Annotated in this window: 16 protein-coding genes; 2 read left to right on the top strand and 14 right to left on the bottom strand. The window is 60.2% G+C overall.

The features are described from left to right. Positions 1-17: 17 nt before the first annotated feature. The 11 genes from pcaC to pcaR form a co-directional block, all read right to left on the bottom strand. Positions 18-410, bottom strand: coding sequence for a 4-carboxymuconolactone decarboxylase (gene pcaC, locus RS887_RS16090; RefSeq protein WP_008016493.1), 393 nt, complete (start codon positions 408-410; stop codon positions 18-20). A 10-nt stretch (positions 411-420) separates the two neighbouring features. Beyond that, complete coding sequence (pcaD, locus tag RS887_RS16085; protein ID WP_322616109.1) at positions 421-1,212, bottom strand: 3-oxoadipate enol-lactonase; 792 nt, start codon at positions 1,210-1,212, stop codon at positions 421-423. Positions 1,213-1,223: 11 nt separating this feature from the next. Beyond that, the gene (locus tag RS887_RS16080; RefSeq protein ID WP_322616108.1) at positions 1,224-2,588 is read right to left on the bottom strand and encodes a 3-carboxy-cis,cis-muconate cycloisomerase; all 1,365 of its coding nucleotides are present in this window, start codon (positions 2,586-2,588) and stop codon (positions 1,224-1,226) included. Positions 2,589-2,633: 45 nt separating this feature from the next. Continuing rightward, a complete protein-coding gene (locus RS887_RS16075; RefSeq protein WP_322616107.1) occupies positions 2,634-3,938 on the bottom strand; it encodes an MFS family transporter in 1,305 nt (434 codons plus the stop codon). A 201-nt stretch (positions 3,939-4,139) separates the two neighbouring features. Next, positions 4,140-4,706 (bottom strand): protocatechuate 3,4-dioxygenase subunit alpha, encoded by a 567-nt coding sequence (gene pcaG / locus RS887_RS16070; protein ID WP_322616106.1) that lies wholly within the window; start codon positions 4,704-4,706, stop codon positions 4,140-4,142. A gap of 1 nt (position 4,707) precedes the next feature. Beyond that, the gene (gene pcaH, locus RS887_RS16065; RefSeq protein ID WP_322616105.1) at positions 4,708-5,412 is read right to left on the bottom strand and encodes a protocatechuate 3,4-dioxygenase subunit beta; all 705 of its coding nucleotides are present in this window, start codon (positions 5,410-5,412) and stop codon (positions 4,708-4,710) included. Between the two features lie 37 nt (positions 5,413-5,449). Continuing rightward, a complete protein-coding gene (gene pcaF, locus RS887_RS16060) occupies positions 5,450-6,655 on the bottom strand; it encodes a 3-oxoadipyl-CoA thiolase (RefSeq protein WP_322616104.1) in 1,206 nt (401 codons plus the stop codon). Next, positions 6,645-7,430, bottom strand: coding sequence for a CoA-transferase subunit beta (locus tag RS887_RS16055; protein WP_322616103.1), 786 nt, complete (start codon positions 7,428-7,430; stop codon positions 6,645-6,647). The genes pcaF and RS887_RS16055 overlap by 11 nt, the downstream gene beginning before the upstream one ends. Continuing rightward, positions 7,430-8,287, bottom strand: a complete 858-nt coding sequence (locus RS887_RS16050) for a CoA transferase subunit A (RefSeq protein ID WP_008016482.1) — start codon at positions 8,285-8,287, stop codon at positions 7,430-7,432. Before RS887_RS16050 ends, RS887_RS16055 begins: the two co-directional genes overlap by 1 nt. 284 nt (positions 8,288-8,571) lie before the next feature. Beyond that, positions 8,572-9,918, bottom strand: a complete 1,347-nt coding sequence (locus RS887_RS16045) for an MFS transporter (protein WP_322616102.1) — start codon at positions 9,916-9,918, stop codon at positions 8,572-8,574. Positions 9,919-10,042: 124 nt separating this feature from the next. Next, entirely contained in the window at positions 10,043-10,885 is an 843-nt protein-coding gene (pcaR, locus tag RS887_RS16040; protein ID WP_085715569.1) for a pca regulon transcriptional regulator PcaR, read from the bottom strand. A gap of 689 nt (positions 10,886-11,574) precedes the next feature. Between pcaR and RS887_RS16035 the strand changes: the two genes are divergently transcribed. Further along, positions 11,575-11,775 carry a hypothetical protein gene (locus RS887_RS16035; protein ID WP_007986337.1) on the top strand — a complete coding sequence of 67 codons (201 nt, stop codon included), beginning with the start codon at positions 11,575-11,577 and terminating at the stop codon, positions 11,773-11,775. A 376-nt stretch (positions 11,776-12,151) separates the two neighbouring features. Continuing rightward, positions 12,152-13,627: an inorganic phosphate transporter gene (locus RS887_RS16030; RefSeq protein WP_111281516.1), complete on the top strand. Its 1,476-nt coding sequence runs from the start codon at positions 12,152-12,154 to the stop codon at positions 13,625-13,627. A gap of 271 nt (positions 13,628-13,898) precedes the next feature. Here RS887_RS16030 and ccoM read toward each other — a convergent pair whose 3' ends face one another. The 3 genes from ccoM to RS887_RS16015 form a co-directional block, all read right to left on the bottom strand. Continuing rightward, on the bottom strand, positions 13,899-14,009 hold the full coding sequence (gene ccoM, locus RS887_RS16025; RefSeq protein WP_007976669.1) for a cytochrome c oxidase subunit CcoM: 111 nt from the start codon (positions 14,007-14,009) through the stop codon (positions 13,899-13,901). A 145-nt stretch (positions 14,010-14,154) separates the two neighbouring features. Further along, positions 14,155-14,316: a hypothetical protein gene (locus tag RS887_RS16020; protein WP_178076663.1), complete on the bottom strand. Its 162-nt coding sequence runs from the start codon at positions 14,314-14,316 to the stop codon at positions 14,155-14,157. Between the two features lie 99 nt (positions 14,317-14,415). After that, complete coding sequence (locus RS887_RS16015) at positions 14,416-14,757, bottom strand: hypothetical protein (RefSeq protein WP_057400799.1); 342 nt, start codon at positions 14,755-14,757, stop codon at positions 14,416-14,418. Positions 14,758-14,959: the final 202 nt, after the last annotated feature.

Here is a 14,959-nt window from a genome sequence, read left to right as displayed (position 1 = left end):
AACAAAAATCGCCGGATCTACTCCCGCGACTCAACCCCCAACTCATCCCACACCGACTCGGCCAGGTGGAACGTCGCATTGGCTGCCGGAATCCCGCAATAGATCGCGCTCTGCATGATCACTTCCTTGATCTCGCCACGGCTGACACCGTTGTTGGCCGCTGCGCGCAGGTGCAGTTTGAGTTCACCCTCGCGATTCATGCCGATCAGCATGGCGATGGTGATCAGGCTGCGGGTATGGCGCGGCAGGCCCTCGCGGGTCCAGATGTCGCCCCAGGCGTGGCGGGTGATCATCTCCTGAAACTCCGAGTTGAACTCGGTCAGGGTGGTCAGGCTGCGGTCGACATGAGCGTCGCCCAGTACCGCGCGACGGACTTTCATGCCTTCGTCGTAACGTTGTTTCTCGTCCACGGAATTCCCCTCAACGAGCCAGCAGGAACGCCAGTACGCGTTCGCTGAAATCAGCGCCGGCCTGCACGTTGGACAGGTGCGCAGCATAGAACTCGGCGTATTCGGCGCCCTGCACATGCTCCTGAATGAAATGCCCGCCGGATGGCGGCGTGACCGCGTCTTCTGTACCGGCAACCACCAGCAGCGGCACCTTGATCGAAGACAATCGATCGCGGAAATCCGCATCGCGCACGGCTGCACAGTTGGCCGCATAACCTTCAGGCGAAGTCGCCGCCAGCATGTCGGTAATCTGCTTGGCCGCCGCCGGGTTGGCCTCGGAGAAATCCGGGGTGAACCAGCGGGCAATCGATGCATCGCGCAGGGCAACCATGGCCGCCTGACCATCACGCAGCACCATTTCGATACGCGGGTCCCATACCGATGGATCGCCGATTTTCGCCGCGGTATTGCACACCACCAGCTTGTTCAGGCGCTCGCCAGCATTGATCCCCAGCCACTGGCCGATCAGCCCGCCCATGGACAGACCGCAGAAATGCGCGCGCTCAATGTGCAAGGCATCCAGCAGCGCCAGCACGTCGCGGCCCAGTTGCTCGATGCTGTAGGGCCCCGGTGTCACCAGCGATTGGCCATGACCGCGGGTGTCGAATCGCAACACGCGAAAATGTTCGGAGAACGCCGGGACTTGCGCATCCCACATGTGCAGGTCCGTGCCCAGGGAGTTGGACAACACCAGCACCGGCGCATCGACCGGTCCATCGAGTTGGTAATGCAGTTCGCCCTCGGCGAGTTGTACAAAAGCCACAGCAGTCTCCTTCAGGCAGTCAATGCAGAATGTTCAGCCACCGCCCGCTCGACCCAGGCATGGGCCTGGCCGAGGTAATGGGCGGGGTCCAGCAGATGATCGAGTTCTTCAGCCGACAGTTCGGCCGTTACTTGCGGTTCGTCGCCGAGGACCGCACGCAGGTGACGTTGTTCGGCCACGGCGCGTTTGCAGCATTGCTCCAGCAGATGATGCGCGGTGTCGCGCCCAACCCGTTGCGCCAGGACGATGCTCACCGCTTCGGCGAGCACCAGGCCCTGGGTCAAATCGAGGTTACGAGCCATGCGCCCGGCATCCACTTCCAGGCCTTGGGCGATCAACAACGCCTGCTGCAGGCTGCCCGACACCAGGCAGCAAATCTCCGGCAGGGTTTCCCACTCGGCATGCCACAGGCCGAGGCTGCGCTCGTGTTCCTGGGGCATGGCGCTGAACAGCGTCGAAAGCAGACCGGGCACGCGGGTCGCCGCGCCGATCAGCACCGCCGCGCCCACTGGATTGCGCTTGTGCGGCATGGTCGAGGAACCGCCCTTGCCCGGCGCCGAGGGTTCGAACACTTCGGCGGCCTCGGTTTGCATCAGCAGGCTGATGTCGCGACCGAGCTTGCCGAGACTGCCGGCGATCAGGCCGAGTACCGCAGCGAACTCCACCACGCGGTCACGCTGGGTATGCCATGGCTGATCGGGCAAGGTCAGTTGCAGTTCTTCGGCCAGCGCCCGGGCAATCGGCATGGCCTGTTCCCCTAAGGCCGCCAGGGTCCCGGAAGCACCGCCGAATTGCAGCACCAGCAGCCGTGGCTTGAGTTCAGCCAGGCGTTGGCGACTGCGCGTCACCGCTCCCAGCCAGCCGGCGATTTTCATGCCGAGGGTGACGGGCGTTGCGTGTTGCAACCAGGTGCGACCGGCCAGCGGCGTGGCCGCATAACGTTGGGCCTGCGTCGCAAGGGTCTGGCCCAGTTGCGCCAGATCGCTTTCGATCAGTGCCAGTGCACGGCGCAGTTGCAGCACCAGGCCGCTGTCCATCACATCCTGACTGGTCGCGCCCAGATGCACGTAACGTTCGGCCTCGACATCGGTGGCCGCGATCTGCTTGCCCAGCGCCTTGACCAAGGGAATCGCCGAGTTACCCGCCGTGGCAATCGCCTCGCCCAACGCCGCAAAGTCGTAAAGTCCGGCGCTGCAAGCCGCTTCAATCGGCGTGACAGCACTCGACGGAATCAACCCGACCCGCGCTTCGGCCCGGGCCAGTGCCGCTTCGAAATCAAGCATGGCCTGGACCCGGCCCTGATCGCAAAACACGTCGCGCATATCGCGGGCAGTGAAATAGGCATCGAACAATTGATTGCCCGGTCGCTGGTTCATAAACAATTCCTGGAGGCGCGGGCCACTAAGGCCCGCGCAAAAAGATCAAAGGTCGTGATGCAGGTACGCGGCCTGTTTCGGCAGACGCAGGCTGAACAGGAACGCCACCGCCATCATCACCGTGACGTACCAGTAAAAGGAGTTTTCCATCCCCCCAGCCTTGAGGCTCAAGGCCACGTATTCAGCCGAACCGCCGAAGATCGCATTCGCCACCGCATACGCCAGGCCGACACCCAGTGCACGCACCTCTGGCGGGAACATCTCGGCTTTCACCAGGCCACTGATGGAGGTGTAGAAACTGACGATCGCCAGCGCCAGGGTAATCAACACAAAGGCCAGGAACGGACTGCCGACACTTTTCAGGCTCAACAGGATCGGTACGGTGAACAGTGTGCCGAGGGCGCCGAACCAGAGCATCGAGTTACGCCGGCCGATCTTGTCGGCGAGCATGCCGAAAACCGGTTGCATGCACATATAGAGGAACAGCGCGCCGGTCATGATGTAGCTGGCGGTCTTGGCCGGCATGCCGGCGGTGTGCACCAGGTACTTCTGCATGTACGTGGTGGAGGTGTAGAAAATCAGCGAACCACCGGCGGTGTAACCCAGTACGGTGATGAACGCGGCTTTATGGTCGCGGAACAGTGCGCTGATACTGCCGGCGTCCTTGTTCGCGCGCATTTCCTTGCTGGTGGTTTCTTTCAGCGAACGACGCAGATAAAGCGACACGAGCGCCGCCATGGCCCCCACCACGAATGGAATTCGCCAACCGTAGGCACGCAACTCGTCTTCACTGAGGAACTGTTGCAGGATCACCACGACCAATACCGCCAGCAGTTGCCCGCCAATCAGCGTCACGTACTGGAACGAAGCGAAGAAACCGCGCTGCCCCTTGAGGGCGACTTCACTCATGTAGGTGGCAGTGGTGCCGTACTCGCCACCGACCGACAGGCCCTGGAGCAAACGCGCAAACAGCAACAGGATCGGCGCCCAGATTCCGATGCTGCTGTAGGTCGGCAGGCACGCGATCAGCAACGAGCCGAAGCACATCATCAGAATCGAGATCAACATCGAATTCTTGCGCCCGTGCCTGTCTGCCAACCGACCGAAAATCCAGCCGCCGATCGGCCGCATCAGGAACCCGGCGGCAAACACGCCCGCGGTATTGACCAACTGCACCGTGGGGTTGTCGGACGGGAAAAAAGCCGAGGCGAAATAGAGCGCACTAAAGGCGTAGACATAGAAGTCGAACCATTCGACCAGGTTGCCGGACGAGGCGCCGACAATGGCAAAGATCCGTTTTCTGCGCTCTTCGCCGGTATACAGCGCGGGTGTAGCGGTTGGCGTTGTCATTGTTTTTCACTCAATGGGGACAGTGAGAGTCTAGACACACTTTGCAACAGTCCCGTTCCACAGATGGATCGGTCATGCAGATCCCTTGTAGGAGCGAGCCTGCTCGCGATGGACGCCAACGATAACGCGGGCTGTCTGAATGCCCGCGTTGCCCAGACCTTTTTCGCGAGCAAGCTCGCTCCTACAAGGGTTTGGGTGTTCTCAATAATCGAAAAACACCGTCTCGGCATCGGTACCCTGCAGAATTACATTCCACTGGTACACACCGCTCGCATCCTTCTTCGCCAACAAAGTACCCCGACGCTCGGCCGGCACGCACTCCAGCAGCGGATCGTTCACATTCGCCGCCTCGCCCTCAAAGTAAATCCGTGTCAGCAGGTGCTTCACCAAGCCACGGGCAAACACCAGCACCACCAGGTGCGGTGCCTGAGTCGTGCCTTTGAGCCCCTCGACCGTACCCGGCTTGATGGTGGTGAAGCGAAAGCGTCCTTCGGCATCCACCGGCACCCGACCAAAGCCTTCGAAATTCGGGTCCAGGGGTTTGCCCTGGTCGTCTTCGGGGTGGTCATACTTGCCGGCGGCGTTGGCCTGCCAGACTTCCAGCATCGCGTCGTTGACGATGTCGCCATTGCCGTCGACCACTTGCCCGGTGATCGCCACGCGCTCGCCCAGGGTTTGTTCGACGGTCAGGTTTTCGCGGTTCAGCCAGGTCAGGCCGATGTGGTAGTACGGCCCGACGGTGTGGGACGTGGTCGCAGTCAGCGTCATCTTATTTCTCCATCGGCGTGGCGTCACGGCCGCGCAATACGATGTCCCAGCGATAACCGAGGGCATAGGAAGGGATGGTTTTTTCCAGATCGAACGTGGCGATCAAACGCTCTTTGGCGCGGGTGTCGGGCACGCAGTTGTAGATCGGGTCATACGCCAGCAGCGGGTCACCCGGGAAATACATCTGCGTCACCAGGCGCGTCAGGATGCTCGGCCCGAACAGCGAGAAGTGGATGTGCGCCGGGCGCCACGCGTTGTGGTGGTTACCCCATGGATAAGCGCCGGGCTTGATGGTCTGGAACTGATACCAGCCATCGGCGTCGGTCACGGTGCGGCCGGTGCCGGTGAAATTCGGGTCCAGCGGCGCGTCGTGCAAGTCGCGAGCATGGGCGTAGCGACCGGCGGCATTGGCCTGCCAGATCTCTACCAGAATCCCCGGCATCGGCAGACCGTTTTCATCCAGTACACGGCCGTGAATGATGATGCGCTCACCCTGTGGCTGCCCCTCATGCTGGGCGGTCAGGTCGTTATCCTTCTCGTTAACACGCTCGGCGCCGATGGTCGGCCCGGTGATTTCCGACAACGAATGGGGAAGAAACACCAACGGCTTGGACGGCGAACGCAGATTGGTGGATTGATAGGTCGGGTGCAGGTATTCCGGCTGAGTGCCCGCCTGCGGGCGACGGTATCCAGGCTTGTCAGTCATTACACTTTCCTCAATTCTTGTTAGCCGACGGGGCGTGTCAGACACGTTCGATCGCCAAGGCCAGACCCTGGCCGACGCCGACGCACATGGTCGCCAGACCTTTCTTGCCACCGGTTTTTTCCAGCTGATGCAACGCGGTCAACACCAGTCGCGCGCCAGTCATGCCCAATGGATGACCCAAGGCAATCGCTCCACCGTTCGGGTTGACCTGGGCCGCGTCATCCGCGATCCCCAGTTCACGCAGCACCGCCAGGCCCTGGCTGGCGAAGGCTTCGTTGAGTTCGATCACGTCGAAATCGCTGACCGCCACACCGAGGCGTTCGGTCAACTTGCGCACCGCCGGCATCGGGCCGATGCCCATCACTCGAGGAGCGACACCGGCACTAGCCATGCCCAGCACTTTGGCGCGGGTGGTCAGGCCGTGTTTCTTCACGGCTTCGGCCGAGGCCAGGATCAGCGCCGCCGCGCCATCGTTCACTCCGGAGGCGTTGCCGGCGGTGACGGTTTTGTCGGGGCCATTGACCGGTTTGAGTTTGGTCAGGGCTTCCAGGGTGGTGTCGGCGCGAGGATGCTCGTCCTGACTGACCACGGTTTCACCTTTCTTGTGGGTAATGCGCACTTCGACGATTTCTTCGGCGAAAAAGCCTGCGGCTTGTGCGACGGCGGTGCGCTGCTGACTGCGCAGGGCGAATGCATCCTGATCCTCGCGGGACACTTCGTAGTCGTCGGCAACGTTGTCACCGGTCTGCGGCATTGCGTCCACCCCGTATTGGGCTTTCATCAATGGGTTGATGAAGCGCCAGCCGATGGTGGTGTCTTCCAGCTTCATGTTGCGCGAGAACGCGGCATCAGCCTTGCCCATCACGAACGGCGCACGGGACATCGACTCGACGCCGCCGGCAATCGCCAGTTCCATCTCGCCACTGGCAATAGCGCGAAACGCGGTGCCGATGGCATCCATGCCCGAAGCGCAGAGACGATTGAGGGTCACGCCGGGAATGGTTTCCGGCAGGCCTGCCAGCAACAGCGCCATGCGCGCCACGTTGCGGTTGTCTTCACCGGCCTGGTTGGCGCAGCCGAGGAACACTTCGTCCACCGCGCTCCAGTCCACCGATGGGTTGCGCTCCATCAAGGCTTTGATCGGCACGGCGGCCAGGTCGTCGGCACGCACTGTCGACAGGCCACCGCCGAAACGGCCGATGGGAGTACGAATCGCGTCGCAGATATAAACGTCACGCATCACGCTTCTCCGGGGCTTGGCCGTGGGCGGCAGCGGTACGGGCTTCGAGATCACGCAGCGCGGTCAGTTCGACCTCGGTCGGCTCGGCGGTTTGCTCAACATTGTCGGCAAAACGGATTGCCCAACCGGTGGCGGCGACCACTTGCTCGCGGGTCACGCCCGGGTGCAGTGCGGTGACCACGAATTCGTGGGTACCCTCTTCCGGCTCCATGATGCACAGATCGGTGATGATCCCGACTGGCCCTGCGCCCGGCAGACCGAGACGCTTGCGCGAATCGCCACCCTCGCCGTGGCCGACCGAGGTAATGAAGTCGAGTTTGTCGACAAAAGAGCGCGCCGACTGCTTGAGGATAATCAACACGCTCTTGGCGGAGCCGGCAATTTCCGGCGCGCCGCCGGCACCTGGCAGACGCACTTTCGGCGCGTGGTAATCGCCGACCACGGTGGTGTTGATGTTGCCGAAACGGTCGACCTGCGCCGCGCCGAGGAAGCCAACATCGATGCGTCCGCCCTGCAGCCAGTAACGAAAAATCTCGCCGGTCGGAACCACGGTGTCGGCGGTTTCCGCCAACTCACCGTCACCGATCGACAATGGCAGTACGCTCGGCTTGGCACCGATCGGACCCGATTCGTAGATCAGCACCACATCCGGAGAGGACGTCAGGCGCGCCAGGTTGGCCGCTTTCGACGGCAGGCCGATACCGACGAAGCACACCGAACCGTTCTTCAAACGGCGAGCGGCGGCGACGGTCATCATTTCATTGGTGGTGTAATTCATTACTTCGCCTCCGAAGCGGCGGCCAGTTTGGCCTGGAACTCGCTGAAGTCAGCGCTGCCGTGGATGTATTCGTTGATCCACGCGGTGAAGGTTTCACGGTCGCGGGCAATCGGATCCCAGGCCTGGTAGAAACGGTTGTCGCGCTCGGTGTAACCGTGGGCGTAGGACGGATGTGCACCACCAGGTACGTGGCAAACCGCGCTCAAGGCCCAGGTGGGCAGCACGCAAGCGTTCATTGGCGCATTGAGGTCGTCGACGATCTCTTCAACAGTGACAATGCAGCGCTTGGCGGCCAATGCGGCTTCTTTCTGCACGCCGAGGATGCCCCAGAGCAGCACGTTGCCCTTGCGGTCGGCTTTCTGTGCGTGAATCACGGTGATGTCCGGGCGCACCGAAGGCACCGCGGCCAGCACTTCGCCTGTGAACGGGCAGGTCACCGATTTGATCAGCGGGTTGACCTTCGGCAAATCGGAACCGGCGTAGGCACGCAAGACTGCGAACGGCAGGCCGGAAGCGCCGGCGACGTAGGCATTGGCCAGGTCGGCATGGCTGTGTTCTTCGATTTCCAGCGCATGCGGCCACTGTTTCTCCACAGCGTCACGCAGGCGATGCAGGGAGCCGACACCCGGGTTGCCGCCCCAGGAGAAAATCAGCTTGCGGGCACAACCGGCACCGATCAACTGGTCGTAGATCAAGTCAGGGGTCATCCGCACCAGGGTCAGGTCTTTCTTGCCCTGGCGAATGATTTCGTGACCCGCCGCCGTCGGGATCAGGTGGGTAAAGCCTTCGAGCGCGACCGTATCGCCGTCGTTTACGAATTGCTTCACCGCGTCGTGCAGCGAAAGGATTTCAGCCATTGGGGCAGGCTCCCGTTTGTTGTTAACCGACAGTGGAAGAAGGCGCCGATGCGCAGCGCCGGAATGACTGAAGGTTAAGCTTCTGAAAAACGCCAAACAATCCGATAATCGACTAAGCGTTCGATTATCGAACACATTGTTGTCTGGCTACCTATCCCCAAAAGCTTCGTCGGAACGCCGCCCGGAGCAGGCCTCGCTCCCACAAGGATCACACTGAACCCTGTGGGAGCGAGCCCTGCTCGCGAAGAGGCCATCTACATCACACGAGATTCCGGATCAGGCTGTCAGGTCGCATCCGCATGACTGACCATGCCCTTGATCACCACCGCCGTGGTCGCCAGCGCCGCCGGTATCACCAGCGCCGTCAGCACTTGCTCGAAATTCCAGCCCAACCCCAGCAGCGTCGCCCCCATCCACGCCCCGAGGATGGCGCCGAAGCGACCGATCCCGAGCATCCACGACACCCCGGTGGCCCGCCCCTGAGTCGGATAAAACCGCGCAGCCAGCGACGGCATTGCCGATTGCGCACCGTTGACACACATTCCGGCCACCAGCACCAGCGTCGCCAGCAGCGCGATATTGCCCAGGCTCTGCCCTACCGCATAGGCAAACACCCCGGCCAGCAGGTAGAAAGTGCCGATGACTTTGTGCGGGTTGAAGCGGTCCATCGCCCAGCCCACGCCCACCGCACTCAACACGCCACCGAACTGGAACAGCGCGCCGATGAAGGCGGCCTGCTCCATGCTCGCACCACTGTCACGCATCAGCGTCGGCAGCCAACTGGTCAGCAGGTAAACGATCACCAGGCCCATGAAGTAGGTCAGCCACAACAGCAAGGTGCCGACGCTGTAGGTGCCGGAGAAGATCACCGCGAACACATTGCGCGCCTTCACGGTTTTCTGTTCCGGCACGCTGAAACTGGATGCCTGGGCCACCACCATCGGGTCAATTGGCGCCAGTGCCCTGCGCACTTTGTCTGTATCGCGGTTACGCACCACCAGGTAACGCGCCGACTCCGGCAGCCAGAGCAGCAAAACGACGGCGAGGATCAGCGGCAGAACTCCGCCGATCAGCAGCAGGCTGTGCCAGCCAAAGGTCGGAATGAGCTTGGCCGAGATAAATCCGCCGCCGGCCATGCCGAGGTTGAAACCGCAGAACATGCTGGTCACCAGCAGCGACTTCTTGCGCTCCGGGGTGTATTCCGACAGCAGGGTCGTGGCATTCGGCATGCCGGCGCCCAAACCCAGGCCGGTCAGGAAGCGCAACACCAGCAACTGATCGACATTGCTGCTGTAGGCCGAGGCCAGGCTGAAGGCGCCGAACAAAAGCACCGCCCCGACCAGTACGACTTTTCGCCCGAAGCGGTCAGCCAAAGGACCGGAGCCCAGCGCACCGAAGACCATGCCGATCAAGGCTGCGCTCATTACCGGGCCAAGACTGGCGCGATCGATCCCCCAATCCTGTGACAGCGCCGGCGCGATGAAGCCCATGGCCGCGGTATCGAGGCCGTCGAGAAAGACAATCAGAAAACACAGGATCACCACCCGCCACTGGTAGCGCGAAATGGGTTGAGCGTTGATGAAGGACTGCACGTCGAGGCAATTACCTACAGCAGACTGAGGCTGGTTCATTATTTTTATTCCGTGGATCACAGTCGAAAAGGTGCCAGCCGGGGCTGACGCAGCCGCGACAGTAATGATCCACAGGAAACAGCGTCAATTCGCCAAACGCGACTCTGTGCGTTTATCGAACAGCTTAGGAGAACAACTGGGTACTCAGGTCGCGACTGGCACTCAGCAGGCCAGGCAGAAAACGCTGTTCCAGCTCATTGCGGCTGACTCGCCCGGCGTGAGTGCTGACATTGAGGGCCGCGACCACCTGGCCGGACGCGTCATACACCGGGACGGCAATCGAACGCAGCCCTTGCTCAAGCTCCTGGTCGACGATGCACCAGCCTTGCTGTCGCACCTCTTGCAGGCATTCGAGCAGTGCCTCGGGGGTATGAATCGTACGGCTGGTCTTGGCCTGCAGTTCCGCGTGTTCGAGGTATTCGCCCAGCGAAGTGTCATCCAGCGCGGCCAGCAGTATCCGCCCCATCGACGTGCAATAGGCCGGCAGGCGCCCGCCCACCGACAGGTCAACCGAAATCAGGCGCTGGGTGGTCGCGGAGCGGGCAATGTACAGAATGTCATCACCTTCCAGCGTGGCCATGTTGCAGGCCTCGTGCAGTTGCTCGCTCATGCGGTCCAGGTAAGGCTGGGCGGAAACCGCCAGCGGCGTCGACGACACATAGGCATGGCCGAGGGTCAGCACTTTGGGCAGCAGCGAATAGGTGCGGCCGTCGGTGGTGGCGTAGCCGAGCTTGATCAGGGTGTGCAGGCAACGTCGCACGGCGGCGCGGGGAATTTCCGTGCGGTGACTGATCTGGGCGATGGTCAGGTGCCGCTTGCGCTCCTGAAACGCTTGCACCACGGCCAGGCCACGGGCCAGGGAGGTCATGAAATCCGGGTCGCCGGTCAGTGCCTGGATCCGTTTGGCCGGTGAGGCAACGATGGGTGGAGCCACTGAAGCGAAGGAATTGCGCATTTGATCGTTCATATAAGGTCCTTTTACCCACTCGGATCAGTGACTATTACAAAGGGCTGCCGCCTGGCACTCAAGCCCGGCTCGCCATCTCCGGGCGATTATCGAACGCTCGACCGATAATCGCAATCCACCGTGCCAATCACCCGATCCGCTGATGTCTGGTTTTTCGCGGACTCACGAACCTCTGTTTACATCGACTCGACACAGGACTTAATGAGGCAATCCAAGTACCGTAACTTGTTCGAATTAACGGCATCAGAAAGGCATCTCGGCAACGTGGTATCACTCGACGTTCCAGTTAATCGCAAGTTTTGAGCAACAAAACGGTCACACACCAGGATTCACTTTTAACTCTTTGGAGATAGTGTTCTTCAAATCGGCCGCTATAATACAATTCAGTAGCGCTTCGGTTTTTTACTTGCCGAACCCGCCGCCCGGCAATGCGATGTTCCATCGCCGTTGCCCGTAGCAAGCGCCAGATCCGCATTGCACAGCCTTGCCAGTGCGCTTGCTGAAACAGGAAACTGAAGCTACGTCAGCTATTTATCTCTGGTGTCGTAGCCGCCTGTGACATGGAAGTATTGATCACGCCGTTGCCAAAGCGATGCCTTGACGGGCTTTGCCCATTCGACGAACGTGATCAGTCGATTTGATACAGCGCGTTGTCACCAGAATTTATCCAAACTCAATCAGGTAGCACTGTGACGAAAGACGAACTGCGCGCGGAACTAGAGCGCCAGGAACAACGTTACAAGGAAGTTTACGGCGGAGAAGTCACCACTTACGCCGCTCAACCCGAACCGGAACGCAAACCCTGGCGTAAACGCGCCACCGTTCAGGATCAGGTTTTCCAGCAAGAACTTCAAAAAATGGAAAAGGAACTCAAAGCCGAAGAGCCGTGACTGCTTTGGCCTGATCCTTACAAGGGCCTGCCTCTGCACCTGTTAAAAGCAGGATGTATTGATGTTGCCTTTCGCGCCCGCTACAAGCGGGCAGCGGCCATCACCATCGTAGAATCAGGCGGATTTCTGATATCTGACCTATTTCTCAGATTTTTCGTACAACCATTCAAGCCCCCCTTACCGGGTCGTGAAGGTTTTGTTACAGCGTATTTTTTCAACAAAATCAATCACTTAAAAAACACAGCAAAACCCTGGGGTTTTAGGTGCTGCGGCAAAAAAATTCGTTGAAGAATGTTACCGATGAGCAGCTAGTGCATTGATTAGCAGTCTTTTCTGGCATAATCGCGCCCCCTTATGACCGGGTCAGAAAACCTTCATGATCGATTTATTCAGCGGACTGGATGCTTGGGTGCTTGTGAGCCTCTTGCTCGCCCTGGCCTTTGTCCTCGCCTTCGAGTTCATCAACGGCTTTCATGACACCGCTAACGCGGTGGCCACCGTTATCTACACCAAAGCCATGCCGCCTCACCTGGCAGTGTTCTTCTCCGGTGTGTTCAACTTCCTCGGCGTGCTGCTGGGCGGGGTCGGCGTGGCGTATGCCATCGTCCACCTGCTACCGGTAGAACTGCTGATCAATGTGAACACCGGCCACGGACTGGCCATGGTGTTCTCGTTGCTCGCCGCAGCCATCACCTGGAACCTGGGCACCTGGTACTTCGGTATCCCCGCCTCCAGCTCCCACACGCTGATCGGTTCGATCCTCGGCGTGGGCCTGGCCAACGCCCTGATCAACGAAATTCCGTTGGCCGACGGGGTGAACTGGCAAAAGGCGATCGATATCGGCATGTCGCTGGTGTTCTCACCAATGGCAGGCTTCCTGATTGCCGCGCTGATCCTGATCGGTCTTAAATGGTGGCGTCCGCTGTCGAAGATGCACAAGACGCCGGAACAGCGCCGCAAGATCGACGACAAGAAACACCCGCCGTTCTGGAATCGCCTGGTACTGGTGATCTCGGCCATGGCCGTGAGTTTCGTACACGGCTCCAACGATGGCCAGAAAGGTATCGGCCTGATCATGCTGGTGCTGATCGGTATCGTGCCGGCCCAGTTCGTCCTCGACCTGAACAGCACAACCTATCAGATCGAGCGGACTCGCGACGCGACCCTGCACCTGAACCAGTTCTACCAGCGCAATTCCGAAACCCTGGGCGAGTTCCTGGCCCTGGGCAAGAGCCTGGACGGCGACTTGCCGGAGAAATTCCGTTGCAACCCGCAACAGACCGAACCGACCATTACCGCCCTGCTCGGCACCCTCAATGGTGTAGCCGACTACCATTCGCTGTCGGCGGAAAGCCGTATCGAAGTACGTCGTTACCTGCTCTGCCTGGACGACACCGCGAAGAAAGTCAGCAAGCTGCCAACACTCGGGGCGCGTGAAAAGGCTGACCTGGACAAGTTGCGCAAAGACCTGACCACGACCACTGAATACGCCCCGTTCTGGGTGATTCTGGCGGTTGCACTGGCCTTGGGCCTGGGTACCATGGTCGGCTGGAAACGCGTGGTACTGACCATTGGCGAGAAGATCGGCAAGCAAGGCATGACTTACTCCCAAGGCATGTCGGCGCAGATCACCACTGCCAGCCTGATCGGCATGGCGAACATCTTCAGCCTGCCGGTTTCCACCACCCACGTACTGTCCTCCGGCGTGGCGGGCACCATGGTCGCCAACAAAAGCGGCCTGCAAGGCGGTACCGTCAAAACCATCCTGCTGGCCTGGGTGTTGACCCTGCCAGCCACCGTGGCCCTGTCGGCCGGGTTGTTCTGGCTGGCTTCGAAGGCACTGGGTAGCTGATACACCGCCAAACCAAAAAAGGCGCGCTCCGCAAGGACCGCGCCTTTTTTATTGCCTCTTCCAAACACCACCAATCAACTGTGGGAGCGGGCTTGCTCGCGAAGGCGGCTTCACATTCAACGAAGATGTTGACTGACCCGCTGCATTCGCGAGCAAGCCCGCTCCCACACTGGTTTTGTGTACACCGCCTAGAAATCGCAGGCAAAAAAAAAGGGCAACCGAAGTTGCCCAAAATGCCTTGCGTGCTCATTACATCCAGAAAGACCTACGGTTACTTCCGCTTGTGCGAATCCTTCCAGATAAAAAGTCCGAACCCTGCAAAAAATACAAACATGAGGCTGACAGTCAGCACCCCGGCGATCACCACGTTGTCGAAAAACATGACGCCTCTCCTGCACTTGCCCTGTTGCGATAGGGCTAAGTTAACCAAACGGGCAGGACAGAATATTGACCGGGATCAATGTTGCCCGAGACCGGGCAAGAGGAAGGGAAAAGTTTGACCCGCATCAATGAATGCGGGGTGGGGGTCAGCGCTTTTTCGGTTTGTTTTTCGGCTTTTTCCTGGCCTTGCCCAACGGCATGGCCTGCTCGAATGCCTGGCGAACTTCATTGAGCCGCTTGTCATTGAGGTCATGAACACGCTTGGCGCGTTCAGCATTGAGGTCAATCAGTTTGTCGTCTTGGCTCATGGCGGTCAGTGCATCGCTTGAAATGAGTTTCAGCCGCCGTAGCGTTCGGCAACCCTGCGCCAATAATGCGGCCTGACGGCCGCGCTGACCAGCCTGCGTTCAAATCTCGATATCGACCCACAGCCCCTGCCGCGGCTGATCTTCCATCAGCGGTGCCACCGGTACAGTGTTGTCGGCATTGAGTTCATCGCCGGGAATCGCCAGGTGAGCCTCGGGGTCATTATCGGCTTCACGACGGCGCCGTTCCTGCTCCTGCCTGCGGCGCTGCTCCTCGCGCAGCACTGCCCCGTCCTCTTCAGGATTGCGCTTTTGCAGGTCAATGGTGCTTTCACTGGAGCTTTCCTGCACCGGCACCACCGGTGGAATATCCGGCCGCTGGCGGATCGGGTCGGTTTGTGAAGTGATCGGCACGGCACTCAGGGGGAGCATCGGTGGCAGCATGGTTTTCGGTCTCCTGTCAGCAGGCTGTCGGCTGCGGGGATGGCGACTTGAGCCATCGGTCGCAAACTGTGACCCAATTGGCACTCATTAGTGCACTGAGCGGCGCGCCATGCATACGTGGGCTAACGTAAGACTGTGAGTTTTTCTGAGAGTCCTTTGGCCCTGAAGCCCTCATTCCGTTAAGATAGCCCGCTTTTTCAAG

Source organism: Pseudomonas sp. BIC9C (assembly GCF_034541995.1).
Taxonomy (GTDB): Bacteria; Pseudomonadota; Gammaproteobacteria; order Pseudomonadales; family Pseudomonadaceae; genus Aquipseudomonas; species Aquipseudomonas fluorescens_CC.
The sequence above is the reverse complement of the archived record's forward strand: the minus strand, read 5'-3'. Positions and strand labels throughout refer to the sequence as shown.

Coding starts and splice junctions, on each gene's coding strand:
- RS887_RS16055 (WP_322616103.1), bottom strand. CDS start 7,430: ATGAATTACACCACCAATGAAATGATGACCGTCGCCGCCGCTCGCCGT.
- RS887_RS16080 (WP_322616108.1), bottom strand. CDS start 2,588: ATGAACCAGCGACCGGGCAATCAATTGTTCGATGCCTATTTCACTGCC.
- RS887_RS16050 (WP_008016482.1), bottom strand. CDS start 8,287: ATGGCTGAAATCCTTTCGCTGCACGACGCGGTGAAGCAATTCGTAAAC.
- RS887_RS16030 (WP_111281516.1), top strand. CDS start 12,152: ATGATCGATTTATTCAGCGGACTGGATGCTTGGGTGCTTGTGAGCCTC.
- RS887_RS16075 (WP_322616107.1), bottom strand. CDS start 3,938: ATGACAACGCCAACCGCTACACCCGCGCTGTATACCGGCGAAGAGCGC.
- pcaR (WP_085715569.1), bottom strand. CDS start 10,885: ATGAACGATCAAATGCGCAATTCCTTCGCTTCAGTGGCTCCACCCATC.
- RS887_RS16020 (WP_178076663.1), bottom strand. CDS start 14,316: ATGAGCCAAGACGACAAACTGATTGACCTCAATGCTGAACGCGCCAAG.
- pcaG (WP_322616106.1), bottom strand. CDS start 4,706: ATGACGCTGACTGCGACCACGTCCCACACCGTCGGGCCGTACTACCAC.
- ccoM (WP_007976669.1), bottom strand. CDS start 14,009: ATGTTTTTCGACAACGTGGTGATCGCCGGGGTGCTGACTGTCAGCCTC.
- RS887_RS16045 (WP_322616102.1), bottom strand. CDS start 9,918: ATGAACCAGCCTCAGTCTGCTGTAGGTAATTGCCTCGACGTGCAGTCC.
- RS887_RS16015 (WP_057400799.1), bottom strand. CDS start 14,757: ATGCTGCCACCGATGCTCCCCCTGAGTGCCGTGCCGATCACTTCACAA.
- pcaH (WP_322616105.1), bottom strand. CDS start 5,412: ATGACTGACAAGCCTGGATACCGTCGCCCGCAGGCGGGCACTCAGCCG.